The organism is Burkholderia sp. ABCPW 14, from assembly GCF_001523835.1.
GTDB classification, from domain to species: domain Bacteria; phylum Pseudomonadota; class Gammaproteobacteria; order Burkholderiales; family Burkholderiaceae; genus Burkholderia; species Burkholderia mayonis.
The window spans coordinates 38,201-61,153 of sequence record NZ_LOVS01000111.1; the positions used below are offsets into that span (position 1 = coordinate 38,201).

General features: G+C 68.8%; 23 protein-coding genes, 2 tRNA genes and 1 pseudogene. 9 read left to right on the forward strand and 17 right to left on the reverse strand.

Annotated elements, in window-relative coordinates; translation table 11 throughout:
* Positions 1–178: 178 nt before the first annotated feature.
* The 8 genes and pseudogenes from WS62_RS16625 to WS62_RS38825 form a co-directional block, all read right to left on the reverse strand.
* Positions 179–520, reverse strand: coding sequence for an AzlD domain-containing protein (locus tag WS62_RS16625; protein ID WP_066572763.1), 342 nt, complete (start codon positions 518–520; stop codon positions 179–181).
* Entirely contained in the window at positions 502–1,188 is a 687-nt protein-coding gene (locus WS62_RS16630; RefSeq protein ID WP_442855089.1) for an AzlC family ABC transporter permease, read from the reverse strand. The genes WS62_RS16625 and WS62_RS16630 overlap by 19 nt, the downstream gene beginning before the upstream one ends.
* A gap of 182 nt (positions 1,189–1,370) precedes the next feature.
* Positions 1,371–2,336, reverse strand: coding sequence for an AraC family transcriptional regulator (locus WS62_RS16635; RefSeq protein ID WP_066572765.1), 966 nt, complete (start codon positions 2,334–2,336; stop codon positions 1,371–1,373).
* A gap of 36 nt (positions 2,337–2,372) precedes the next feature.
* A complete protein-coding gene (locus WS62_RS16640) occupies positions 2,373–2,855 on the reverse strand; it encodes a CreA family protein (protein WP_066572767.1) in 483 nt (160 codons plus the stop codon).
* Between the two features lie 138 nt (positions 2,856–2,993).
* Positions 2,994–3,069, reverse strand: a tRNA-Asn gene (locus WS62_RS16645).
* Between the two features lie 88 nt (positions 3,070–3,157).
* A tRNA-Asn gene (locus tag WS62_RS16650) sits at positions 3,158–3,233 on the reverse strand.
* A 109-nt stretch (positions 3,234–3,342) separates the two neighbouring features.
* Positions 3,343–3,639: a ferredoxin FdxA gene (gene fdxA / locus WS62_RS16655; RefSeq protein ID WP_331460078.1), complete on the reverse strand. Its 297-nt coding sequence runs from the start codon at positions 3,637–3,639 to the stop codon at positions 3,343–3,345.
* Positions 3,584–3,849: pseudogene (locus tag WS62_RS38825) on the reverse strand (hypothetical protein). The gene fdxA and the pseudogene WS62_RS38825 overlap by 56 nt, the downstream one beginning before the upstream one ends.
* Before the next feature lie 85 nt (positions 3,850–3,934).
* Between WS62_RS38825 and pncB the strand changes: the two are divergent.
* From pncB to WS62_RS16680, 5 genes are all read left to right on the forward strand, one after another.
* Positions 3,935–5,134: a nicotinate phosphoribosyltransferase gene (pncB, locus tag WS62_RS16660; protein ID WP_066572769.1), complete on the forward strand. Its 1,200-nt coding sequence runs from the start codon at positions 3,935–3,937 to the stop codon at positions 5,132–5,134.
* A 170-nt stretch (positions 5,135–5,304) separates the two neighbouring features.
* Positions 5,305–5,967 (forward strand): LutC/YkgG family protein, encoded by a 663-nt coding sequence (locus tag WS62_RS16665; RefSeq protein ID WP_066572774.1) that lies wholly within the window; start codon positions 5,305–5,307, stop codon positions 5,965–5,967.
* 70 nt (positions 5,968–6,037) lie between these two features.
* On the forward strand, positions 6,038–7,477 hold the full coding sequence (locus WS62_RS16670; RefSeq protein WP_066572776.1) for a sodium:proton antiporter: 1,440 nt from the start codon (positions 6,038–6,040) through the stop codon (positions 7,475–7,477).
* 73 nt (positions 7,478–7,550) lie between these two features.
* Positions 7,551–8,540, forward strand: coding sequence for a 2-hydroxyacid dehydrogenase (locus WS62_RS16675; RefSeq protein WP_066573009.1), 990 nt, complete (start codon positions 7,551–7,553; stop codon positions 8,538–8,540).
* Positions 8,537–10,012: a DNA recombination protein RmuC gene (locus WS62_RS16680; protein WP_066572778.1), complete on the forward strand. Its 1,476-nt coding sequence runs from the start codon at positions 8,537–8,539 to the stop codon at positions 10,010–10,012. Before WS62_RS16675 ends, WS62_RS16680 begins: the two co-directional genes overlap by 4 nt.
* A gap of 225 nt (positions 10,013–10,237) precedes the next feature.
* On the opposite strand, the gene WS62_RS16685 is transcribed toward WS62_RS16680, so the two are convergent.
* The 7 genes from WS62_RS16685 to WS62_RS39035 form a co-directional block, all read right to left on the reverse strand.
* Positions 10,238–10,741 carry a GNAT family N-acetyltransferase gene (locus WS62_RS16685; protein WP_066572781.1) on the reverse strand — a complete coding sequence of 168 codons (504 nt, stop codon included), beginning with the start codon at positions 10,739–10,741 and terminating at the stop codon, positions 10,238–10,240.
* The gene (locus WS62_RS16690; RefSeq protein WP_010105369.1) at positions 10,738–11,013 is read right to left on the reverse strand and encodes a hypothetical protein; all 276 of its coding nucleotides are present in this window, start codon (positions 11,011–11,013) and stop codon (positions 10,738–10,740) included. The genes WS62_RS16685 and WS62_RS16690 overlap by 4 nt, the downstream gene beginning before the upstream one ends.
* A gap of 35 nt (positions 11,014–11,048) precedes the next feature.
* Positions 11,049–12,347 carry a molybdopterin molybdotransferase MoeA gene (moeA, locus tag WS62_RS16695; RefSeq protein ID WP_066573011.1) on the reverse strand — a complete coding sequence of 433 codons (1,299 nt, stop codon included), beginning with the start codon at positions 12,345–12,347 and terminating at the stop codon, positions 11,049–11,051.
* A 113-nt stretch (positions 12,348–12,460) separates the two neighbouring features.
* On the reverse strand, positions 12,461–13,084 hold the full coding sequence (mobA, locus tag WS62_RS16700) for a molybdenum cofactor guanylyltransferase MobA (RefSeq protein ID WP_066572783.1): 624 nt from the start codon (positions 13,082–13,084) through the stop codon (positions 12,461–12,463).
* Positions 13,085–13,120: 36 nt separating this feature from the next.
* Positions 13,121–14,233, reverse strand: coding sequence for a GTP 3',8-cyclase MoaA (moaA, locus tag WS62_RS16705; RefSeq protein ID WP_066572786.1), 1,113 nt, complete (start codon positions 14,231–14,233; stop codon positions 13,121–13,123).
* Between the two features lie 139 nt (positions 14,234–14,372).
* Positions 14,373–17,528: an Rne/Rng family ribonuclease gene (locus WS62_RS16710; RefSeq protein WP_066572788.1), complete on the reverse strand. Its 3,156-nt coding sequence runs from the start codon at positions 17,526–17,528 to the stop codon at positions 14,373–14,375.
* A 731-nt stretch (positions 17,529–18,259) separates the two neighbouring features.
* Positions 18,260–18,388: a hypothetical protein gene (locus WS62_RS39035; protein ID WP_269435284.1), complete on the reverse strand. Its 129-nt coding sequence runs from the start codon at positions 18,386–18,388 to the stop codon at positions 18,260–18,262.
* Here WS62_RS39035 and WS62_RS16715 point away from each other — a divergent pair.
* The 4 genes from WS62_RS16715 to WS62_RS16730 are packed head-to-tail and all read left to right on the forward strand — an operon-like array spanning position 18,356 to position 21,326.
* Positions 18,356–19,258: an RluA family pseudouridine synthase gene (locus tag WS62_RS16715; RefSeq protein ID WP_231748324.1), complete on the forward strand. Its 903-nt coding sequence runs from the start codon at positions 18,356–18,358 to the stop codon at positions 19,256–19,258. The genes WS62_RS39035 and WS62_RS16715 overlap by 33 nt on opposite strands.
* A 5-nt stretch (positions 19,259–19,263) precedes the next feature.
* A complete protein-coding gene (locus WS62_RS16720) occupies positions 19,264–19,923 on the forward strand; it encodes an HAD-IA family hydrolase (protein ID WP_066572794.1) in 660 nt (219 codons plus the stop codon).
* Positions 19,920–20,315 (forward strand): Rieske (2Fe-2S) protein, encoded by a 396-nt coding sequence (locus tag WS62_RS16725; protein WP_066572796.1) that lies wholly within the window; start codon positions 19,920–19,922, stop codon positions 20,313–20,315. Before WS62_RS16720 ends, WS62_RS16725 begins: the two co-directional genes overlap by 4 nt.
* A gap of 9 nt (positions 20,316–20,324) precedes the next feature.
* Positions 20,325–21,326: a S49 family peptidase gene (locus WS62_RS16730; RefSeq protein ID WP_066572798.1), complete on the forward strand. Its 1,002-nt coding sequence runs from the start codon at positions 20,325–20,327 to the stop codon at positions 21,324–21,326.
* 19 nt (positions 21,327–21,345) lie between these two features.
* Here the strand turns inward: WS62_RS16730 and WS62_RS16735 are convergent, their stop codons facing one another.
* Together WS62_RS16735 and WS62_RS16740 are read right to left on the reverse strand one after the other, a co-directional pair.
* Entirely contained in the window at positions 21,346–22,068 is a 723-nt protein-coding gene (locus WS62_RS16735; protein ID WP_066572805.1) for an SAM-dependent methyltransferase, read from the reverse strand.
* The gene (locus WS62_RS16740) at positions 22,065–22,712 is read right to left on the reverse strand and encodes a Maf-like protein (protein ID WP_066572806.1); all 648 of its coding nucleotides are present in this window, start codon (positions 22,710–22,712) and stop codon (positions 22,065–22,067) included. The genes WS62_RS16735 and WS62_RS16740 overlap by 4 nt, the downstream gene beginning before the upstream one ends.
* Positions 22,713–22,953: the final 241 nt, after the last annotated feature.

Consider the following 22,953-nt stretch of genomic DNA (forward strand, 5'->3'; position numbering starts at 1 on the left):
CGTGGGCAGGCCGCGCGTCGGCGCTGCGGATCGGCCGGCGGGCCGCCGGTCGTCGCGCCGTCGGGTTGCATCGGTGGACATCCCGTCGCCGGGCGCGGGGCTTCATCCTCTTAACGGCTGCCCGCGCGAGAACTTGAGGCCTGTGCGCGCCGATGCCGCGCCCGACGATGCAGAGGGCTTAGCCGGGCAGCCAGCCGTGCGGCAGCACGATTCCCTGCCAGAAAAAGAACATCGCGAGACCGGCTGCGATCGTGACGAGCGGCCGGCGCGTCGCGGCGGACACGAGCGCCGCGCCGACGCCGCCGACGAGTTGGGGATTGCGCCAGGTCAGCTCCGCGTCGCCACCGTGCGGCGCGATCGTCATCGGCACGACGATCGCGGTCAGCACCGTCACCGGCACGAAGCGCAGCGCGGCGAGCAGGAGCGGCGGGAAGGCGAGGCGGTCGCCGAGCAGGAACAGCGTCGTGCGGATCGCGTACGTGAGCGCCGCCATGCCGACGATCAGCAGCGCGTAGCGCATGATGCGGCCTCCGCGCGGCGGCGAGCACGCTGGCCGTTCAGCCAGGTCAGCGCGACGCCGATCGCGCCCCCCGCCGCGACGGCCGCGAGCAGTCCGAGCTTGTAAGGCCACGCGCGGCAGAAGAACGCGACGGCGCCGGCCGTCACGGCGGCGGCGAGGTAGCGCAGCGCGGCGAGTTGCGGCACGACGATCGCGATGAACGTCGCCGCCATCGCGAAATCGAGACCGAGCGACTGCAGGCGCGGGAACGCGGCGCCGAACAGCAGGCCCGCGATCGTCCAGATCTGCCAGTTCACGTACATCGCGATGCCCGAACCGAAGAAGTGATACGGCCCTGTCGCGCCAGGCTCGGCGCGGCGGTAATGCGCGTACGCGACGGCGAACACCTCGTCCGTCATCAGCGCGCCGAGCGCCGCCCGCCAGCGCAGCGGCAGGTGCGCGACGTACGGCGCGAGCGTCGCGCTGTAGAGCAGATGACGCAGGTTGACGACGAACGTCGTTGCGAGCACGACGGCGTAGCTCGCGCCGCCCGCGATCAGGCCGAGCGCGATGAACTGCGCGGAGCCGGCGAACAGCGCGAGCGACATCAGCTCGCCGTGCCACGGCGCGAGCGGGCCGGTCGTGACGAGCGTGCCGAAGATCACGCCGAAGGGGGCGGCGCCCATCATCATCGGGATAGTGTCGCGCACGCCGGCGGCGAATTCGCCGAGCCGGCCGGGCGGGGAATGAGTGGGTCGGGACTGGGACAAGACGGCTACCTCCTCTACGGGGGAGGATAGTCGGGCCGGCCGCGCGTCCGCTTGTACGTTCTTGCTTCGCCGCTGTGTGCCTGCGTTACGGCGCGATGGCGCTACGACGGCCGCCAGCGGCCGGGCGGCACGCCGAACATCCGTTTGAAATGGCGGGTGAAGTGGCTTTGATCGGTGAAGCCGCACGCGGCGGCGACGTCGGCGACGCTCGCGCCGGCGCGCAGCGGCGCGAGCGAGCGCTGCAGGCGCAACTGGTTGCGCCACGCGTGCGGCGGCATGCCGGTCGCGCGCGAGAACAGGCGCGCTGCATGAAACGGTGACAATCCGGCCGCTCGTGCGACGTCCGATAGCGTCACGGTTTCGGACAGATCGACGGCGAGCCGCTCGCGCATCGCGTCGACGCGCCGATGGTCGGCGGCCACGTCGCGCGGCGTGCTGCGATTGCCCGCGTGGCGGGCGATCAGCGTCGAGTAGGCATCGAGCATCGCGGTTTCGGCCGACAGCGGATCGCCGTCCGGCGAGATCGCGCCCCACGGCGGACCGCCCGCGACGGGCGAAGCCGAAGCGCCGCCGCCGCCGGCCGGCGCAAGGTCTGATCCAAGCCGCGCATGATCCGCACGATCGGCCGCCGCGCGCGGCGCCGTCGTGCCGGTTGCCTCCATCAGCCGGTGTGCGACGACGAGCCGTGCGGCAAGATCCGCGTCGTGGATGACGTCGAGCCTGAACCAAGGCGCGGGCTGCGGCTTGCCGGCGATCTCGTCGGCGAGCGCGCGGATGAAGTCGACGGGCACGTAGCTCACGCGATAGCGCCAACCGTCTTCGGCCGCGCGCGAGCCGGTATGGATCTCGCCCGGATTGATGACGGGGATCGAGCCGGTGTCGGCGACGTAGGCGCCGCCGCGGCACGTGTAGCGCTCCGCGCCCGCCTCGATGACGGGGATCGTGTAGGCGTCGTGCCAGTGCGGCGCGAACGCGTGGTCGCGATAGGTCGCCGTGACGAAATCCGCATCCGGCAGCCGCGGCGTGCGCCAGTAGCGGACATGCTCACGCGGGTATTCGGAGCGCATGACGGCGGCGGACGTCGACCGAAGCGGGCGCGCCCGTTACCTGACCGGAATCGGCGTGCCGGCCGGCACGGGCACCGCGGTCACGCTGTTCTTCGGGCTGCCCGTCGCGATCCGGTCGCTGTAGGTCAGATAGACGAGCGTGTTGCGCTTCTTATCGACGACGCGCACGACGTGCAGCGTCTTGAAGACGAACGACATCCGCTCGCTGAACACGTCGGTTTGCTGCCTGAGCGGCTCGGTGAAGCGGATCGGGCCGACCTGCCGGCACGCGATCGATGCCTCGGTCGGATCTTCGGCGAGGCCGAGGGTGCCCTTGATGCCGCCCGTGCGGGCGCGCGACACGTAGCAGGTGACGCCGTTGACGAGCGGGTCGTCGTACGCCTCGACGACGACGCGGTCGGAACCTGTCAGGCGGAAATTGGTGTTGACGCTCGCGACTTCCTCGCCGCGCGCGGCCGACGAGGCGAGCGAGAAGAGAGCGGCGCAGGTCGCGAGGACAGCGAAGTCACGGTTTTTCATCGGTGGCGAATCTGGGGACGTGGCGAGAAGCAGTGCACGACTCTAGCATGCCGGCGCCGGCGAGACGGTGCGCGACGCGACGAAAAACCCGGAAGAGAAAAGCAAAAAGGCCCGTCGCGAACGACGGGCCTTCGAAGCTGGCTCCCCGACCTGGGCTCGAACCAGGGACCTACGGATTAACAGTCCGGCGCTCTACCGACTGAGCTATCGGGGAATAAAACGATTCGGCATGCTTGACGCCCGGGACAGCAAAATGATGGCGGCCATGAAAAAGCCCGTATGCAACGGGCCTTTGCAATTCTTGGCTCCCCGACCTGGGCTCGAACCAGGGACCTACGGATTAACAGTCCGGCGCTCTACCGACTGAGCTATCGGGGAACAAACAGCAGAGAAATGGGATTTTATGAGGCGCTGGCCGATCTGTCAATACCTTTGAGCATCGGCATGCGTCGTGCGGTGCCGGACCGCGCCCCGGTAGCGCGTGCGATCAGCGCTCGAGCAGGTGCAGCTTGTCCTGCACATCCTTCCACTCGTCGGCATCGGCAGGCGCGGGCTTCGTCTTCGTGATCGACGGCCAGGCCTTCGCGAGGTCGGCGTTCAGTTCGGTGAACTGCTGCTGGTCGCCCGGCACGTCTTCTTCCGCGTAGATTGCGTTGGTCGGGCATTCGGCGACGCACACCGCGCAGTCGATGCACTCGTCCGGATCGATCGCGAGGAAATTCGGGCCTTCACGGAAGCAGTCCACAGGGCATACATCGACGCAATCCGTGTATTTGCACTTGATGCACGCTTCAGTCACAACGTGGGTCATTCAAAACGCTCCTGCGGCGGTATCTAGGTATGTATGGGGCGGCGAGTGGCGCCAAAAGCGGCATTGTAACTGATGCGTCAAACCCGCATCGCGCGCTCGACTTTCCCGCTTATACCGTTTCGTGATTAGTTTATGGCGGATCGCGCGGTGCGCCGGGCGTTTCGGCACGGATTCGCGCCGCATTCGGGTAACATGCGTCAACCCGGAGGGCGGGCGCGCAGGGCGCGCAAACGCTCGGGCTCCGTCTCGATTTTGGCAGTCTGGAATCATGATCATCACTTCGCTGCTCGATACCGACCTGTACAAATTCACGATGATGCAAGTCGTCCTGCATCATTTTCCGGCCGCAAGCGTCGAATACCGCTTCAAATGCCGGACGCCCGGCGTCGATCTCGTGCCGTACATCGACGAGATCCGCGCCGAAGTGCGCTCGCTGTGCGAGTTGCGCTTCACCGACCCCGAGCTCGACTACCTGCGCCGGCTGCGCTTCATCAAGGGCGATTTCGTCGATTTCCTCGCGCTCTTCCATCTGAACGAGAAGTACATCTCGATCTCGCCGTCACCGAAGGGCGGCGGCGAGATCGACATCGAGATCAAGGGGCCGTGGCTGCATACGATCCTCTTCGAGATCCCGGTGCTCGCGATCGTCAACGAGGTGTACTTCCGCAACACGCAGCGCAGCCCGGACTACCGCGAAGGGCGCGAGCGGCTGCGCGAGAAGATCCAGCGGCTCGGCGCGCAGCCCGAATTCGCCGACTGCAAGATCGCCGACTACGGCACGCGCCGCCGCTTCTCGAAGGTCTGGCACGAGGAAGTGCTGCGCACGCTGCAGGACGGACTCGGCGCGCAGTTCGCCGGCACGAGCAACGTCCATTACGCGATGACGCACGAGATCACGCCGCTCGGCACGATGGCGCACGAGTATCTGCAGGCGTGCCAGGCGCTCGGCCCGCGGCTGCGCGATTCGCAGATCTACGGCTTGGAGATGTGGGCGAAGGAATACCGCGGCGACCTCGGGATCGCGCTGTCCGACGTCTACGGGATGGACGCGTTCCTGAACGACTTCGACATGTACTTCTGCAAGCTCTTCGACGGCGCGCGCCACGACTCGGGCGATCCGTTCGAGTGGGGCGAGCGGCTCATCAAGCACTACGAGGCGAACCGCTGCGATCCTCGCACGAAGGTGCTCGTGTTCTCCGACGCGCTCGACGTCCCGAAAGTCATGCAGCTGTACGAACGATTCCGCGGCCGCTGCAAGCTGGCGTTCGGCGTCGGCACGAACCTGACCAACGATCTCGGCTACCAGCCGCTGCAGATCGTCATCAAGATGGTGCGCTGCAACGGTCAGCCGGTTGCGAAGCTGTCCGATTCGCCGGGCAAGAGCATGTGCGACGACAAGGCGTATCTCGCGTATCTGCGCCAGGTGTTCGGGATCTCGCAGCCGCCCGACGACGACGCGGGCAAGTGACGCCGCCGCGCGGCGGCGCGCGAGCGCGGCCGCATCGACATCGGGATGGAACGCAGGTCGGCCACGCGGGCCGTCCGGCCCGCATTTTTCGAATCCGCCGCCACGGGCGCGCGCCGCATCGGCCGGTATAATCGGGCCGGTATCGAAGGCCATCGTCACGAGGACCGTCCATGGACACATCGGCTGCCCGCCGCAACATCCTCGCGCGCATCCGCGCGGCGCAGGGCCGCCCGGCCGAGCTGGCCGAGGTGGAGCGCGAGCATGCGGCCGATTACGTCGCGCGCCATCCGGCGGGGCCGCGCCCGCCGCTTGCGGGCGACCTCGTCGCTCGCTTCGTCGACGAGGCGCTGCGGCTCGCGACGACTGTCGACACCGTCGCGTCGATGCATGACGCGCCCGCCGCGGCAGCCGCTTATCTGCACCGGATGGGGCTCGGCACGCAAGCGATCGCGTGGCCGACGCTCGACGGGCTCGACTGGGCGGGCGCGGGGCTCGCGATCGAATTCCGCAAGCCGGTCGACAGCGATCGCGTCGGCATCACCGGCTGTTTTTGCGCAACGGCGGAAACCGGCTCGCTGGTTCTGCTGTCTAGTCCGAAGACGTGCTCGTCCGCCGCGCTGCTGCCGGAAACCCATATCGCGCTCGTGCCCGCGTCGCGGATCGTCGCGGGGCACGAGGATGCGTTCGCGCTGATCCGCGCGGAGCGCGGCGCATTGCCGCGCGCGGTGAACTTCGTGTCGGGGCCGTCGCGCACCGGCGACATCGAGCAGACGATCGTGCTCGGCGCGCACGGCCCGTATCGCGTGCACGCGATCGTCGTGCGCGACGCGTGACGCCGCCGTCGCCGCGTTGCCCGCGTTGCATTACGCGCCGTATTCCACCCGTATTTCAAGAGGACATCACATGAAACGACATGCCGCCTGGGCGGGCATGGCGCTGGGAGGCGCATTAGGCGCCGCTCGCGCGCTCGCATCGGCCGCAACGCTCGACGGTGCCGCGCTTTCCGCGTTCTGGGCGATCCCGTTCGCGGGCATCCTGTTGTCGATCGCGCTCTTCCCGCTGATCGCACCCGTGTTCTGGCATCACCATTTCGGCAAGATCGCCGCGGCCTGGGCGGTCGCGTTCCTGATCCCGTTCGCCGCGACGTTCGGCTTCGGCACCGCGTTCGGCACATTGACGCACGCGCTCTTCGAAGAGTACATCCCGTTCATCGTGCTGCTGACGTCGCTCTATACGGTCGCCGGGGGCATCTGCGTGCGCGGCAACCTGCACGGCACGCCGAAGCTCAACACCGGCATCCTCGCGCTCGGCACCGTGCTCGCGAGCGTGATGGGCACGACGGGCGCCGCGATGCTGCTGATTCGGCCGCTCCTGCGTGCGAACGACAACCGCAAGCATGTCGTGCACGTCGTCGTGTTCTTTATCTTTCTCGTCGCGAATGCCGGCGGCTCGCTGTCGCCGCTCGGCGATCCGCCGCTCTTCCTCGGCTTCCTGAACGGCGTCGATTTCTTCTGGACGACGACCCATCTCGCGCTGCCGATGCTCTTCATCTGCGGAATCCTGCTCACGCTCTTCTTCGTGGTCGATACGTACTTCTATCGAAAGGGCGGCGAGGAGAGGAAGCCGTTCCTCGATCCGACACCCGATTCGCACGGCGTGTCGATCGAGGGCAAGATCAACTTCGTGCTGCTCGGCGCGGTGATCGCGCTCGTGCTGATGAGCGGCCTCTGGAAGCCGGGCATCACGTTCGACTTGTTCGGCACGCACGTGGCGCTGCAAAACGCGGTGCGCGACGTCGCGCTCGTCGTCGTCGCGCTCGTGTCGCTCGCGATCACGCCGCGCTCGGCGCGCGAGGGCAACGCGTTCAACTGGGCGCCGATCGCAGAGGTCGCGAAGCTGTTCGCGGGCATCTTCGTGACCATCGCGCCGGTGATCGTGATCCTGCGCGCGGGCGGCGACGGCGTGTTCGCGCCGATCGTCCATCTCGTCACGGATGCCCACGGCAAGCCGATCGACGCGATGTACTTCTGGACGACGGGCGTGCTGTCGTCGTTCCTCGACAATGCGCCGACCTATCTCGTGTTCTTCAATCTCGCGGGCGGCGACGCACAGGCGCTGATGACGACGGGTGCGACGACGCTCGCGGCGATCTCGGCGGGCGCCGTGTTCATGGGCGCGAACAGCTACATCGGCAACGCGCCGAATTTCATGGTGAAGGCGATCGCCGAGTCGCGCGGCGTGAGGATGCCGAGCTTCTTCGCGTACCTCGGCTGGGCGCTCGCGATCCTCGTGCCGGTGTTCTTGCTGACGACATGGGTATTCTTCAGCGGTCAGGCAGGGTGACGATAACGGCCGCGCGGGCGGCGGGCGGCGCGATGCGCGCGTTCGCCGCCCGCACGGCATGACGGAGACGGCAATGCAGAAAATACTGGTCGCGAGCTCGATCTTTCCGGACGTGATCGAGCGGCTCAAGCAGTATTTCGACGTCGACTGGAACGACGGCGACGCGCTTCCCCCCGACGCGCTCAAGGCGCGTCTTTCGGACAAGGACGGCGCGCTGACGGCAGGCGACGTGATCGACGCGCCGGTGCTCGCGGCCGCGCCGCGGCTGCGCGTCGTGTCGAACATGGCGGTCGGCTACAACAACTTCGACATCGGCGCGTTCGACGCCGCGCACGTGCTCGGCACCAACACGCCCGACGTGCTGAACGAGACGACGGCCGACTTCGGCTGGGCGCTGATGATGGCGGCCGCGCGGCGGATCGCCGAATCCGAGCACTGGCTGCGCGCGGGCCAATGGCGCAAGTGGTCGTACGACGGCTTCCTCGGCGCGGACATCCACGGCGCGACGCTCGGCGTGATCGGCATGGGCCGCATCGGCCAGGCAATCGCACGCCGCGCGCGCGGCTTCGACATGCGCGTGATCTATCACAACCGCTCGCGCGTCGCGCCCGAGATCGAGGCGGCGCTGAACGCCGAGTACGTGTCGAAGGCGGCGCTCCTCGCGCAGGCCGATCACGTCGTGCTCGTGCTGCCGTACTCGGCCGAGAGCCATCACACGATCGGCGCGGCCGAGCTCGCGCTGATGAAGCCGACCGCGACGCTCACGAACATCGCGCGCGGCGGGATCGTCGACGACGCGGCGCTCGCCGACGCGCTGCGCGACAAGCGGATCGCCGCGGCCGGCCTCGACGTGTTCGAAGGCGAGCCGGGCGTGCATCCGGCGTTGCTCGAGGTGCCGAACGTCGTGCTGACGCCGCACATCGCGAGCGCGAGCGAAGGCACGCGGCGCGCGATGGCGAATCTCGCCGCGGACAACCTGATCGCGGCGTTGGGCGAAGGGCCGCGTGCGGGCCTTCCGCCGAATCCGATCAATCCCGGCGTGTTGGGAAAGGCTCGCATATGACCGAAACGCTGTGGTTGGCCGCCGTCGTTGCGTTGGCGTTGGCGCTCATCGTCGCGCTCGTCGTGCTGTTGCGCGGCGGCTCGCGCGGCGACGGCGTCGAGCGGCTCGCCGAGCAGATCGACGACGCGAACGACGCGCATGCGCACGCGGCCGAGCGCCTCGAGCGCGAACTGCGTGCGGAGATCGTCGACGGCGCGCGCCACTCGCGCACCGAGCTCGCCGGCAACTTCGCGCAATTGCAGCAGACGCTCGCCGCGCAGCTCTCGAGTGTCGCGACCGTGCAGAACAACCAGATCGACGGCTTCGCACAGCAGCTCGTGAAGCTCGTCGCGGGCAACACGCAGCAGTTCGACGCGATGCGCGAGACGCTGCAGCGGCAGTCGCAGCTCGCGCGCGAAGAGCAGGGCGCGGCGCTGCGGCATTTCGGCGACACGCTCAACCAGCAGTTGACGCACCTGACGGAAGCGAACGATCGCCGGATCGGCGAGGTGCGCGCGACGCTCGAGACGCGGCTGAAGGAGATCGAGGCGAACAACGCGGCGAAGCTCGAGGAGATGCGGCGCACCGTCGACGAGAAGCTGCACGCGACGCTCGAGCAGCGTCTCGGCGAATCGTTCAAGCTCGTGTCGGATCGCCTCGAGCAGGTGCATCGCGGGCTCGGCGAGATGCAGACGCTCGCGGCGGGCGTCGGCGACCTGAAGAAGGTGCTGACGAACGTGAAGACGCGCGGCACCTGGGGCGAAGTGCAGCTCGAGGCGCTGCTTGAGCAGATGCTGACGCCGGATCAATACGCGAAGAACGTCGCGACGGTGCCGAAGAGCGGCGAGCGCGTCGAGTTCGCGATCCGCCTGCCGGGACGGCACGACGCGGGCGAGACGGGCGGCGCGCAGCCGGTATGGCTGCCGATCGACGCCAAATTCCCGCGCGAGGACTACGAGCGCCTGATCGACGCGCAGGAGCGCGCGGACGTGGCGGCCGTCGAGGAAGCGGCGCGCGCGCTCGAGGCGCGGATTCGCGCGGAGGCGCGCACGATCGCCGAGAAATACGTCGCGCCGCCGCATACGACCGATTTCGCGCTGCTGTTCCTGCCGACCGAAGGGCTCTATGCGGAGATCCTGCGCCGCCCGGGCCTGACCGATCTTTTGCAGCGCGACTATCGCGTGACGATCGCCGGTCCGACGACGCTGACCGCGCTCCTGAACAGCCTGCAGATGGGTTTTCGCACGCTCGCGATCGAGAAGCGATCGAGCGAGGTGTGGCAGGTGCTCGGTGCGGTGAAGACCGAGTTCGGCAAGTTCGGCGACGTGCTCGCGCGGACGAAGTCGCAGCTCGAGACGGTCACGCGCTCGATCGAAGCGGCCGAGCAGCGCACGCGCGTGATGAACCGCAAGCTGAAGGAGGTCGAGGCGCTGCCGGGCGAGGCCGCGAGCGGTCTGTTGGGCGCCGATGGAGCGGAGGCGGACGAGCGCTGAGGTGCGCGTCGCGCGAAAGGCGGACGGATTGCCGAGCGCGCATGCAAATGAAAAACGGGGCGCCGCGTGCGCCCCGTTTGCTTGACCGGTTCGATCGAATGGCGGCGGTCAAGTCCGGCCTCGACCGAGCGGCCCGTCGTTCATCGCCTCGCGCGACGATTGGGCGTCCGTGCCAGCCGCCAGCCACGTTATCGTGTGTCGGCCGGCAGCCGCGCCTTGTCCGCGCTAAGCGGCGTCGTTCGCGAGCTGTGCGAGCGCGTCGCCCGTCACGCGCACGACGCGCCAGTCGGACAGCACGTCCGCGCCCATCTTCCGATAGAAGTCGATCGCCGGCTGGTTCCAGTCGAGCACGGTCCACTCGAAGCGCCCGCAGCGGCGCTCGACCGCGATCGCCGCGAGCCGCCGCAGCAGTCGCGCGCCGAGCCCCGCGCCGCGTTGCGACGGCTGCACGTACAGGTCTTCGAGATACAGGCCCCGGCGGCCGATGAACGTCGAGTAGTTGTGAAAGTAGAGCGCATAGCCGACGATCGCGCCGCCGTGCACCGCGACGAGCGCCTCGGCCGACGGCCGTGCGCCGAAAAGGGCGTCGGCGAGATCGGTTTCGGTTGCGACGAACAGATGCGTGAGCTTCTCGAACGCCGCGAGCTCGCGCATCAGCGAGAGCATCGCGGAGACGTCGGCGGGCGCTGCCGCGCGGATCGAGATCGTCTCGTTCGCCGTGGCGCTCATGCTTCCTCCGGCGCGTCCGACAGCACGATCTCGATGCCGCCGAAGCGCGATGCGACCCAGTTGTACGCGTGGCACGCAATCCACAGCAGCACGAAGCCGAGGATCGCGTTCAGGAGCAGCGCGCTGAAGATCGTGCTCAGCTCGACGCGCCCGTAGCGCACGAACGCGACGAGAATGCCAAGCAGCACGATCGGCACGCTGAACGTCAGATAGACGAGGATCAGCGCTTTCGCGGTCTGCCCCGGCGCGATCGAAGAGATTTGTTTTTTCATATGCGAGTTGCCCCGTGGAAGTGCTGAGAACGGATTCAGATGGCGCCGTCGAACGGCAGGATGTCGACCGTCGCGCCGGCGTCGACGCGCGCGGCGTCGTGCGCGAGCACGATGAAGCAGTTTGCGTCGCTCAGGCTCTTGAGCGACGCCGAGCTTTGCGAGCCGGCGGGCGTTACGTGCCAGACGCCGCCCGCGTCGCGCGCCGCGTGGCCGCGCAGGTATTCGGTGCGGCCCGCGCGCTTCTTGAGCGGCGCGCTGCAGACGGCCGGATAGCAGGGAAGCGGCTGCGCGTCGGCGCCCATCATCGCGAAGAGCGCGTCTCGCACGATCACGAGGAACGTCGCCGCGACCGCGACCGGATTGCCCGGCAGGCCGAAGAAGAGCGCGGGCCGTCCGTCGCGCCCGCTCGCCCAGATGCGGCCGCATGCGAGCGGCCGGCCCGGGCGCATCGCGACGCTCGCGAACGTGACGTCGCCGAGCTTGTCGAGCAGCGCGCGCGTGAAATCCGCGTCGCCGACCGACACGCCGCCCGACGTGATCACCGCGTCCGCTTGCGCGGCTGCGGTCTGCAACACTTGCTCGAGCGCGACGGGATCGTCGCGGACGATGCCGAGGTCGACCGTGTCGACGCCGATGCGCGCGAGCATCCCGACGAGCGTCGCGCGGTTGCTGTCGTAGAGACCGCCGTCACGCAGCGGCTCGCCCGGCAGGCGCAGCTCGTCGCCCGTCGAGAAGAACGCGACGCGCACGCGGCGGCGCACCGCGACGTCGGCGATGCCGAGCGATGCGAGCAGGCCGAGATCGGCCGCGCGCACGACGCGGCCGGCGGCGAGCGCGCTCGCGCCGCGTGCGAGGTCTTCGCCCGCGCGCCGGCAGTGGTCGCCGCGCGCGACGGCCACTGCCGGAAAGCGCACGACGTCGCCCATCGTTTCGACTTTTTCCTGCGGGATCACGGTGTCGCAGCCTGTGGGCACCTGCGCGCCCGTCATGATCCGCACGCATGCGCCTGGCGCGACGCGCGGGCCGTCGAACGGATGGCCCGCGAGCGCGCGGCCGGCGATCGAGAGCTCGAGCGTGCCGTCGGCGGCCGGTGCGGCGAGCGCCGCGCTGTCGAACGCATAGCCGTCCATCGCGGCGTTGTCGTAGGCGGGGATGTCGAACGGCGATGCGACGTCGTCGGCGAGCACGCGGCCGAGCGCATCGCGCAGCACGACGCGCTCGACTTGCGTGACTGGCTCGGCGAAGCGCAACGCGAGCGCGCGCGCTTCGTCGACGGTCAGCGCGACGGCGTTCTCGGACGTGGCGGATGGCGTAGGCGTGGTGTGCGTGGTCATCGATGACGAGGCGCCGCTAGGCGGATTGTATTCGGGGCCGGCGTCCCGGCCGCCGCGCTGTGAAACGCACGCGTCGTGAGCGGCGGGCGGCGCGCGGAACGACGTGCGGCCCGTCACAGACGTTCGAGGCCGGCTAAGTCCCGCAAAGAGTTTGCATTGTAAAACGCCCGCTCGTCGTCAAACGGCACTTCGACCGTCTTGTGGCGTGCGTACCACGCGCGCATCTTGCGCTCGCCGGACGCGAGATACGCAGCCAGATCGTCGGCGAGCGCGGTGCGCACGAGCGCGAAGACCGGCTGCGGAGAGACGTCGCCGTGCGCGTCGACGGTCGTCGCGAACGCGATGTCCGCATGCTGCGTGTCGAGCGCGGCGGCAAGGCGCGCGGCGAGATCGGCGGGCAGGAACGGCGAGTCGCACGGCGCGCACAGGACGAGCGGCGTGTCGGCCGCGCGCATGCCGGCGGCGAGCCCGGCGAGCGGGCCGGCGAAGTCCGTGTGCGTGTCCGTGACGACACGCGCATCAAACGGCGCGCCGAGCGATGCGTACGTATCGAGATGACGATTCGCGCTGATGACGAGCGCGCCGACCTGCGGCGCGAGCCGGCGCAGCACGTGCAGCGCGAGCGGCTCGCCGTGGAGCGGCTGCAGCCCCTTGTCGACGCCGCCCATCCGCGCGCCGCGTCCGCCCGCGAGCAGCAGGCCGGTGATCGTGGAAGAGGGGGCGGCGTGCGGCGGCATCGCGAAAGCGGCGAGTGCGTGAGGCGGGCGGCGCGCCTAGCCGCCGATGTAGGACATTTCGACGCGCTTCGCCTCGCCCGCCGCTTCTTCGCTCGCCTGCGCGCTGCCGCGCAGTTGCGAGTATCGGTCGGTGCGCGCCTGCCAGACGTGGCCGATCACGGTGGCGATCTGCTCGTCGGTCGCGCCGCCGCGCACGAGGCTGCGCAGGTCGTGGCCGGACGATGCGAAGAGGCACAGGTACAGCCTGCCTTCCGTCGACAGCCGCGCGCGCGTGCAGTCGCCGCAGAACGCGCGCGTGACGCTCGAGATCACGCCGATTTCGCCGCTGCCGTCCGCGTAGCCCCAGCGCTGCGCGGTTTCGGACGACGTGTGCCGTTCGAGCGGCACGAGCGGGAAGTGCTCGGCGACGCGTGCGATCACGTCGGCGGACGGCAGCACTTCGGCCATGTTCCAGCCGTTCGACGTGCCGACGTCCATGTATTCGATGAAGCGCAGTACGACACCCGTGCCTTTGAAGCGGCGCGCCATCCGCACGATCTCGGCGTCGTTCGTGCCGCGCTTGACGACCATGTTGACCTTCACGGGCGTAAGGCCTGCCGCATGGGCCGCGAAGATGCCGTCGAGCACGTCGGCGCTTGCGAAGTCGGCGTCGTTCATCTGCTTGAAGAGCGTGTCGTCGAGCGCGTCGAGGCTGACCGTCACGCGCGACAGCCCCGCGTCTCGCAGGCTTTTCGCCTTGCGCGCGAGGAGCGAGCCGTTGGTCGTGAGCGTGAGGTCGAGCGGCCGGCCCGCGACGGTCGTCATCTGTGCGAGGCGCTCGATCAGGAATTCGACGTTCTTGCGCAAGAGCGGCTCGCCGCCCGTGATGCGGATTTTCTCGACGCCGTGTGCGACGAAAAGCCGCGCGAGACGCTCGATTTCCTCGAGCGTCAGGAGCGCGCTGTGCGGCAGGAACGGATAGTCCTTGCCGAATACGGTGCGCGGCATGCAGTACACGCATCGGAAGTTGCAGCGGTCCGTGACCGAGATGCGCAGGTCGCGCAACGGGCGCGCGAAGGCGTCGCGCAGCGTGCCGCTCGGCGCGAGCAGGGCGCCGGACAGATCGGGCGTTGCGCTGACCGGGATCACGGGAATGATGCGTCGGGACATGAGCGTTGCAAGATGAGCCAGACCTCCATTCTAGCTGGAAGCGGCAGGCGGGGCCGGGCATGGAAACCCGCAGAATCCGAGCACAGACAAAAAAGCCCGCCTTTTCGGGGCGGGCTTTTTCGTGCGATGGACGACCGGATCAGCGGTGCGTCGTCTCGACTTGCTGCATCGGCGTCGTGTCGACGGGCGGCAGCGGCTTGCGTTCGCGTGGCGCACGGATGGGCGGCGCGATCTGCGTGGCGGCGGCTTGCGCAGCGCGCAGCTTGTCCGTGTCCGTGTTGACCCAGACGAGGCCGGCGGATTCGAGCACCGTTTCGAGGCTCGCGCTCGGCACGGCCGCGATCGCGGCGGCTGCCGCAGCCGGTGCGACGGCTTGGGCGGGGGCCGCCGACGGCGCTTGTGCCTCGGCGACGGCAGCCGGCTCGTGCGTGACGCTTGCCTCGGCAGGGGCGACTGCAGCGGGCGCGGGCTGCGGCTCGACGGCCGGGGCCGGCTCGGCGATCGGGGCCGGAGCAACCGCCGGGGCGGCTTCGGACGCTTCCGTGGCAGGCGCCTCGGCCGGCACGGCTTCAGCGGGCGGAGCTTCGACAGGTGCGGCTTGCTCGTGCGCGCTTTCGACCGGAGCCGGTTCGGCATGCGTCGCAGCCGGAGCGGCTTCCGCAGGCGCTTCGACGGCACGAGCCGGCGCCGTGGTGATCGGCTCGGCCGAAGCGGCAGGCGCTTCGGCGGCCGCTTGCGGCTCAACCTTCACGCCGCTCTCGACGTGAGCGATCGCTTCCGCGGCGACTGCCGCGGCAGCAACCGCCGCCACGCCTGCACCCGCTTGTACGGCGTGCTGCGGTTCGTGGTCGGCGACCGGCGCAAAGCCTTGCGGCGCTTCGGCTGCGGATGCGGCCGTTTCGGCCGTCACGCCTTCGCCGGCTTCCGCCGCTTGTGCTGCACCTGCGGTTTCGTCGTCACGCTCGCGGCGGCCGCCGCGGCGACCGCGGCGGCGACGGCGGCGTTCCTCGCCGTCGCGAGCGTTCAAATCCGCTTCGACGCCGGCTTCCGCGCCGGGCGCGTGAGCCGGCTGCTCGGTCGGCTCCGCGTGGGCGCTTTCGCCGCGGTGCACGGTTTCGAGCGTTGCGACGTGCGGGACCGGCTTGCGGCGCTCGCCGCGTTCACGGCGCTCGCTGCGCGGCGCTTCAGCGGCATCGGCCGTCTCCGCGCGCTCGCGCGGCTCACGGGTTTCGCGGCCTTCACGGCCTTCGCGATTATCCCGGCCGCCGCGCCCTTCGCGCCCTTCGCGACCTTCTCGGGCCTCGCGGCCTTCACGGGCCTCGCGGCCTTCGCGCGGTTCGCGGGTTTCCTTGGCTTCGCGCTCGGCGCGCGGGGCCTGACCGCGTCCGCCGCCAGCAGCGGCCTGGTCGCGTCCGCCTGTCTGCTGCGCGCCGCCACTGCCGCGACGGTTGCGGTTGCGATCGCCGCCACGCTCGGCCTTCTCGCCGCGTTCGCCGCGCTCGCGCGCCGGACGCGCGGCCGGTTCCTTGACAGCGGGCGCCGGTGCGGGCGCCGCGGCCGGCTGCATGCCGAACAGGTTCTTCAGCCACTTGACGAAGCCGCCGCTTGCCGGCGCGACGGCAAGCGGCGCCGCCTCCGGTGCGGGCTGGCGCTGTGGCGCGGGGCTCGGTGCGGGGCGTTCGGGCGTGATGCCCTTGACGGCCGCTTCCTGGCGCGGTTTCGTTTCCTCGGCGCGCTTGCTGTAGCCGGTTTCCGCCTCGAGCTCGCGGGCGGCTTCCTCGGCCATCTTCCACGAGGCGCGCGGATCGTCGAGGCGCGCATCGTCGTGACGCAGGCGCTCGAGCTTGTAGTGCGGCGTATCGAGATGCTTGTTCGGGATCAGCACGACGCCGACCTTGAAGCGCGACTCGATCTTGTTGATTTCCTGACGCTTTTCGTTGAGCAGGAAAGCGGTCACCTCGACGGGCACCTGGCAGTGGATCGCCGCGGTGTTCTCCTTCATCGCCTCTTCCTGAATGATCCGCAGCACTTGCAGCGCGGACGATTCGGTGTCGCGGATGTGGCCCGTGCCGTTGCAGCGCGGGCAGGTGACGTGGCTGCCTTCGGACAGCGCCGGGCGCAGGCGCTGGCGCGACAGCTCCATCAGGCCGAAGCGCGAGATCTTGCCCATCTGCACGCGTGCCCGGTCGTGCTTGAGTGCGTCCTTCAGACGCTGCTCGACTTCACGCTGGCTCTTCGCCGACTCCATGTCGATGAAGTCGATCACGATCAGGCCGCCCAGGTCGCGCAGACGGAGCTGGCGCGCGACTTCGTCGGCCGCCTCGAGGTTCGTGCGGGTCGCGGTCTCCTCGATGTCGGCGCCCTTCGTCGCGCGCGCCGAGTTCACGTCGATCGCGACGAGCGCCTCGGTGTGATCGATCACGATCGCGCCGCCCGACGGCAGCGGCACCGTGCGCGAGTACGCGGTCTCGATCTGGTGCTCGATCTGGAAGCGGGAGAAGAGCGGGACGTCGTCGTGATAGCGCTTCACCTTGCCGACATTGTCGGGCATCACGATGTCCATGAACGCGCGGGCCTGATCGTGGATCTCGGTCGTGTCGATCAGGATTTCGCCGATGTCCGGCTGGAAATAGTCCCGGATCGCGCGGATCACGAGGCTCGATTCGAGGTAGATCAGCATCGGCTGGCCGGGATGGCCGCTTTGCGACGCCGCCTCGATCGCGCGCCAGAGCTGCAGCAGGTAGTTCAGGTCCCATTGCAGTTCCTCGGCGTTACGGCCGATGCCCGCGGTGCGGGCGATCATGCTCATGCCGTCGGGGATCTGAAGCTGCGCCATCGTCTCGCGCAGTTCCTGGCGCTCGTCGCCCTCGATGCGGCGCGACACGCCGCCGCCGCGCGGGTTGTTCGGCATCAGCACGAGGTAGCGGCCGGCGAGCGAGATGAACGTGGTGAGCGCCGCGCCCTTGTTGCCGCGCTCCTCCTTCTCGACCTGGACGATCAGCTCCTGGCCTTCGCGCAGCGCGTCCTGAATGCGCGCGGAGCGCATGTCGACGCCTTCCTTGAAGTACTGGCGGGCGACTTCCTTGAACGGCAGGAAGCCGTGGCGGTCTTCGCCGTAGTTGACGAAGCAGGCTTCGAGCGACGGTTCGATGCGGGTGACGACGCCCTTGTAGATATTGCCTTTGCGTTGTTCGCGTCCGGCGGTTTCGATGTCGATGTCGATGAGCTTCTGACCATCGACGATGGCGACGCGCAGTTCTTCCTGCTGCGTCGCATTGAACAGCATGCGTTTCATTGAACGACTCCAGGCGGTTCTGTCGGCGGCGCGCTTCGCTTGTCAGACGGAACGCGGGACGACGGCAGGCCGCGCCTTGTTGTGTTGTCACAAGCACGCTGGAGCGGGAACGATGGCGGGAGAATGGCCTGATGAGGCGCGCGCCCATACGACGGGGCGGCGGCCAGAGGGCGCCTGCGAACACGGCTTCAAAGCACACGGCGTCGACACTCCGCGCGCCACTGGGCGCGCTAAGCCTCCGACCGGGCACAGCCGCGTGGCGCGGCGCAAAGTGCGCGCGGCGCCGGATGGCGGCATATGCTGCGGCTCGGCCGCAGCGGGGAGTATCGAATCCAGCCCGACTTTCCCGCCTGGGGTGTCCTTCCTTGGTTTTGACGTCGCCAAGTCCCGCGCTATTGCGGAACCACATCGGGCGCACGCCGTTCTATTCGCAACAGGGAGCTGCGTCGGGCTTACATCGCGCCGCGCCGCAGCTTCCTACAAATTCTTTTTGTCCAACATTCCGTTACCGCGGCACGGCTCGGACCGAATCCGCCTGTGGGCGCGATCCCTGCCTGAGCGGGGTGCCGTGCGTGCAACTTGCTGCTTTCATTCATGAGGACGAGCAGCACGCCCCGGGCGCAAGTAAAATAACAGTTTGCGCTTGCGCCTCGTGCAGTCCGCCCGAAAACCGGCCGATCAGGCCGCTCCGCTACGGAAGGCTGCGCAAAATTATATTCAGTATGAATGAGTTAGGCAAAAAATCCCATAATTCGGTCGCAAGCGGTCAGGTTTCGCTTATCGAGATCGACGACGGCGCCGCCGGTCAGCGCATCGACAATTTCCTCCTGCGCGTCTGCAAAGGCGTGCCGAAGAGTCATATTTACCGGATCCTCCGCAGCGGCGAAGTTCGCGTGAACAAGGGCCGGGTCGACGCGCAATACCGGCTCGCGCACGGCGACGTCGTGCGCGTGCCGCCCGTGCGCGTCGCGGCGGCCGACCTCGCGCGCGCAGCCGGGCCCGGGCCCGTGCCCGCCGCGGAATTCGAGATCCTGTTCGAGGACGACGCGATCATCGCGCTCAACAAGCCGGCGGGCGTCGCCGTGCACGGGGGCAGCGGGGTCGCGTTCGGCGTGATCGAGCAGATGCGTCATGCGCGGCCGCACGCGAAGTTCCTGGAACTCGTGCACCGGCTCGACCGAGAGACGTCGGGCATCCTGATGCTCGCGAAGAAGCGCTCGGCGCTCGTCGGGCTGCACGAGCAGATCCGCGAAAACCGGATGGACAAGCGCTACTTCGCGTGCGTGCACGGCGAGTGGGCGCCCGACTGGGGCCGCCGCCGCGCGGTGAAGGCGCCTCTGTTCAAGTACTCGACGCCCGACGGCGAGCGGCGCGTGCGGGTTCAGGAAGACGGACTGCCGTCGCATACGGTGTTCAATCTCGTCGACTGCTGGCCGAGCTACGCGCTCGTCGAAGCGGAACTCAAAACGGGTCGGACCCATCAGATTCGCGTGCACCTCGCTCATCTCGGCCTGCCGATCGTCGGCGACGCGAAGTACGGCGAATTCGCGCTGAACAAGGCGCTCGCCCGCGCGAACGCGGTGCCGTCGCTCAAGCGGATGTTCCTGCATGCGCACCGGCTGCGCCTCGCGCATCCGCTAACGGGCGAGCCGCTGCAGTTCGACGCGCCGCTGCCCGCCGAGTGCCGGCAATTTCTCGACCAACTCACCGACTTGCGCGATACCGCATGACACGCATGGCCCGACAGCAATTTGATCTGATCGTCTTCGACTGGGACGGCACACTGATGGATTCGACCGCGCACATCGCGCAGTCCATCCAGGCCGCGTGCCACGATCTCGGCTTGCCCATGCCGTCCGACGAGGCCGCCCGCTACGTGATCGGGCTCGGCCTGCGCGACGCGCTCGCCGTCACCGCGCCGAGCCTCGATCCCGTCGACTATCCGCGGCTCGCCGAGCGCTACCGCTTCCACTATCTCGTCAAGGATCAGCGGATCGAGCTCTTCACCGGCGTGCGCGAGATGCTCGACGAACTGCGCGACACCGGTTACCTGCTCGCCGTCGCAACGGGGAAGGGGCGCGTCGGCCTGAACCGCGCGCTCGACCAGGCGAAGCTGACGAGCCTTTTCGACGGCACGCGCTGCGCGGACGAGACGTTCTCGAAGCCGCACCCGGCAATGCTGCAGGAGCTGTCGCGCGAATTGGGGCAGGATCTGGCGCGCACCGTGATGATCGGCGATACGACGCACGACCTGCAGATGGCCGCGAGCGCGGGCGCGGCGGGCATCGGCGTCGCGTACGGCGCGCATCCGGCGGACGCGCTCGCGGCGCTGTCGCCGCGCTTCGTCGCGCCGGACGTTGCGTCGCTTGCCGGCTGGCTGCGAGAGCACGCATGACGGGCGGCGACGACGCCCGCTTCGTGTGCGCCGCCGACGCGCTCGTCGACGGCGGCGCGGGCGTGCGGATCGACGCGACGCTGCGCGGCGAGCCCGTCGTCGTGTTCTTCGTCCGCTACGCGGGGCGCGCGTACGGTTACCTGAACCGCTGCGCGCACGTGCCGATGGAACTAGACTGGGCCGAGGGACAGTTCTTCGAATCGTCGGGCTTATACTTGATGTGCGCGACGCACGGCGCGATTTATACGCCGGACACCGGCAAGTGCGTCGGCGGCCCGTGCCGCGGCGCGCGGCTGCGCGCCGTTCAGGTCGACGAGCGGGACACGCCCGACGGCCGCGCGGTGTTCTGGCTGCCCGACGGCGAACTGCGTCCCGCCTCCTCTGACCACTGACTTTCACGCATGTCCGATCAAATCAACCCTCCCGATTCGTCGTCCCGATCCGCGGCGGGCGCCGCCGCCCGTGAACCGAACTGGGAGCGCGCCGCGCTCGAGCGCATCGCGCTCGCGGCGATCAAGGAGCAGCGCGCGGCACGGCGCTGGAAGATCTTCTTCCGATTCGCGTTCCTGTTCGTGCTCGCCGCGCTCGTCTTTGCATTCTTCAGCGTGTCCGGCGACGGCGGCAAGCTCGCGAGCGGCCGCCACACGGCGGTCGTGACGATCGACGGCGAGATCGCCGCGAGCACCAACGCGAATGCCGAGGACATCAATTCCGCGCTCGACAGCGCGTTCGAGGATTCCGGCACGGCAGGCGTCGTGCTGCGCATCAACAGCCCGGGCGGCAGCCCGGTGCAGGCGGGCATCGTCTACGACGAGATCCGCCGGCTGCGCAAGAAATATCCGGCGAAGCCGCTCTACGTCGTCGTCACCGACATGTGCGCGTCGGGCGGCTACTACATCGCGTCGGCGGCGGACAAGATCTATGTCGACAAGGCGAGCATCGTCGGCTCGATCGGCGTGCTGATGGACGGCTTCGGCTTCACTGGGCTGATGGGCAAGCTTGGCGTCGATCGGCGCCTGCACACGTCGGGCGAGAACAAGGGCTTCTTCGATCCGTTCTCGCCGGAGACGCCGAAGATGGACACGCACGCGCAGGAGATGCTCGACGAGATCCACGCGCAATTCATCAAGGCGGTGAAGGATGGCCGCGGCGCACGGCTGCACGACTCGCCGGACATCTTCTCGGGGCTCTTCTGGACGGGCGCGAAGAGCATCGAGCTCGGCCTCGCCGACGATTACGGGACGACCGACACCGTCGCGCGCGACGTGCTGAAGGCGCCCGACCTCGTCGACTACACGGTCAAGGAAAGCCTGACCAACCGCGTCGCGCGCCGGTTCGGCGCGGCGGTCGGCAACGCCGCGCTGAAGGCGGCCGTCGCCGGCAGCGAGCTGAAGCTGCGCTGACGGCGCGGCTCGCTCACGCTCAATTCGCGAGCAGCAGGAAAATCGCGGGGCGCTTGTGCAGATCGGGCACAGGCGCCTTTTTCCATGCTCCGGCCGGCCGGCTCGCGATCATCTCGGTCGGCAGCGTCAGGTCGGCCGCGACGCACACGAGCGTCGACGGCGCGCAAGTCGCGACGAGCGTATCGAGCATCGCGTGATTGCGATACGGCGTCTCGATGAAGATCTGCGTCTGATTCGCCTTGCGCGACTGCTGCTCGAGTTCGCGCAGGCGCTTCGCGCGCGCGGCGGCGTCGACGGGCAGGTAGCCGTGAAACGCGAAGCTCTGGCCGTTCAGGCCGGACGCCATCAGCGCGAGCAGGATCGAGCTCGGCCCGACGAGCGGCACGACCTTCACGCCGCGCTCGTGCGCACGCCGCACGAGAAGCGCGCCGGGATCGGCGACGGCCGGGCAGCCGGCTTCCGACACGAGTCCCGCGTCGGCGCCCACGAGCACCGGCGCGAGCAGCTTGTCGATCTCGCCCGCGGGCGTCTTCACGTTCAGCTCGCGGATCTCGATTTCCTGGATCGGCCGTTCGGCGCCGACTTTCTTCAGGAACGCGCGGGTCGTCTTCGCGTTTTCGCCGATGTAATAGCCGAGCGATGCGGCGCGCGCCTGCACGGCGGCGGGCAGCACGGCCGCCAGCATCGCGGCGTCGCCTTCGCCGAGCGTGTTCGGAATCAGATAGAGGGTGCCTGCCGTCATCGTCCATCCGCTCCCGTGGCAGCCGGCGCCGGCGCGCCGAAGAGCGGGTAGCCGGCCGCGCGCAGCATTCGCGTGAGCGCGATGAGCGGCAGGCCGACGAGCGCGGTCGGATCGTCGGAGTCGATTGCGTCGAGGAGCGCGATGCCGAGCCCTTCCGATTTCGCGCTGCCCGCGACGTCGTACGGCGTCTCCGCGCGCAAATAGGCGTCGAGTTCGGCGTCGGTCAGCATGCGGAATCGCACGTGCGTCACGATGTCCTCGACTTGCGTCGCACCGGAGCGGCTGTCGTACAGGCACAGTGCGCAGTGGAATTCGACTTCGCGGCCGCGCATCGCTTGCAACTGGGCGAGCGCGCGCGCGTGCGAGCCCGGCTTGCCGATCTGCAGCCCGTCGAAGGTCGCGACCTGATCGGAGCCGATCACGAGCGCGCCGTGCGGCGAATTCGCGCGTTCGGCGGCGGCGCGCGCCTTCGCGGCGGCGAGCCGCAGCGCGGTCGCGGACGGCGTTTCGTCCGGCAGTGGCGTTTCGTCGACGTCGGGCGTGACGACGTCGAACGGCACGCGCAGGCGTTCGAGGAGTTCGCGCCGGTAGCGCGAGCTGGAGGCGAGAATCAGCCGCGGCGGGCTGGAAAGGTTGTCCGGCATGATGGCGTCGGGTGTCGGTCGGTTCGAAAGATCCGGGGTGGAGGGATCGCCGTTGCCGCGCGGCACGCGGGCGCGTCGCGGGGTGGTGTCGGGCGAAGTCTTAAGTGTTTGACTCGAAAAGATAAAACAGGTATCCTCTTGCGCTTTTCATCGGCAGGGGTTTTGCGAGCGCCCGACAGCGCCGCCGGATGCGTCAGGCATCGGCGCGCGGGACGCGGGGGGCGCAGGCTGCCTGCACGAA

Excerpts from the sequence above, each read along its gene's own strand:
- WS62_RS16625 (WP_066572763.1), bottom strand. The coding sequence starts at position 520 with ATGCGCTACGCGCTGCTGATCGTCGGCATGGCGGCGCTCACGTACGCG.
- WS62_RS16630 (WP_442855089.1), bottom strand. The coding sequence starts at position 1,188 with ATGATGGGCGCCGCCCCCTTCGGCGTGATCTTCGGCACGCTCGTCACG.
- WS62_RS16635 (WP_066572765.1), bottom strand. The coding sequence starts at position 2,336 with ATGCGCTCCGAATACCCGCGTGAGCATGTCCGCTACTGGCGCACGCCG.
- WS62_RS16640 (WP_066572767.1), bottom strand. The coding sequence starts at position 2,855 with ATGAAAAACCGTGACTTCGCTGTCCTCGCGACCTGCGCCGCTCTCTTC.
- pncB (WP_066572769.1), top strand. The coding sequence starts at position 3,935 with ATGATCATCACTTCGCTGCTCGATACCGACCTGTACAAATTCACGATG.
- WS62_RS16665 (WP_066572774.1), top strand. The coding sequence starts at position 5,305 with ATGGACACATCGGCTGCCCGCCGCAACATCCTCGCGCGCATCCGCGCG.
- WS62_RS16670 (WP_066572776.1), top strand. The coding sequence starts at position 6,038 with ATGAAACGACATGCCGCCTGGGCGGGCATGGCGCTGGGAGGCGCATTA.
- WS62_RS16675 (WP_066573009.1), top strand. The coding sequence starts at position 7,551 with ATGCAGAAAATACTGGTCGCGAGCTCGATCTTTCCGGACGTGATCGAG.
- WS62_RS16680 (WP_066572778.1), top strand. The coding sequence starts at position 8,537 with ATGACCGAAACGCTGTGGTTGGCCGCCGTCGTTGCGTTGGCGTTGGCG.
- WS62_RS16685 (WP_066572781.1), bottom strand. The coding sequence starts at position 10,741 with ATGAGCGCCACGGCGAACGAGACGATCTCGATCCGCGCGGCAGCGCCC.
- WS62_RS16690 (WP_010105369.1), bottom strand. The coding sequence starts at position 11,013 with ATGAAAAAACAAATCTCTTCGATCGCGCCGGGGCAGACCGCGAAAGCG.
- moeA (WP_066573011.1), bottom strand. The coding sequence starts at position 12,347 with ATGACCACGCACACCACGCCTACGCCATCCGCCACGTCCGAGAACGCC.
- mobA (WP_066572783.1), bottom strand. The coding sequence starts at position 13,084 with ATGCCGCCGCACGCCGCCCCCTCTTCCACGATCACCGGCCTGCTGCTC.
- moaA (WP_066572786.1), bottom strand. The coding sequence starts at position 14,233 with ATGTCCCGACGCATCATTCCCGTGATCCCGGTCAGCGCAACGCCCGAT.
- WS62_RS16710 (WP_066572788.1), bottom strand. The coding sequence starts at position 17,528 with ATGAAACGCATGCTGTTCAATGCGACGCAGCAGGAAGAACTGCGCGTC.
- WS62_RS39035 (WP_269435284.1), bottom strand. The coding sequence starts at position 18,388 with ATGACTCTTCGGCACGCCTTTGCAGACGCGCAGGAGGAAATTGTCGAT.
- WS62_RS16720 (WP_066572794.1), top strand. The coding sequence starts at position 19,264 with ATGGCCCGACAGCAATTTGATCTGATCGTCTTCGACTGGGACGGCACA.
- WS62_RS16725 (WP_066572796.1), top strand. The coding sequence starts at position 19,920 with ATGACGGGCGGCGACGACGCCCGCTTCGTGTGCGCCGCCGACGCGCTC.
- WS62_RS16730 (WP_066572798.1), top strand. The coding sequence starts at position 20,325 with ATGTCCGATCAAATCAACCCTCCCGATTCGTCGTCCCGATCCGCGGCG.
- WS62_RS16735 (WP_066572805.1), bottom strand. The coding sequence starts at position 22,068 with ATGACGGCAGGCACCCTCTATCTGATTCCGAACACGCTCGGCGAAGGC.
- WS62_RS16740 (WP_066572806.1), bottom strand. The coding sequence starts at position 22,712 with ATGCCGGACAACCTTTCCAGCCCGCCGCGGCTGATTCTCGCCTCCAGC.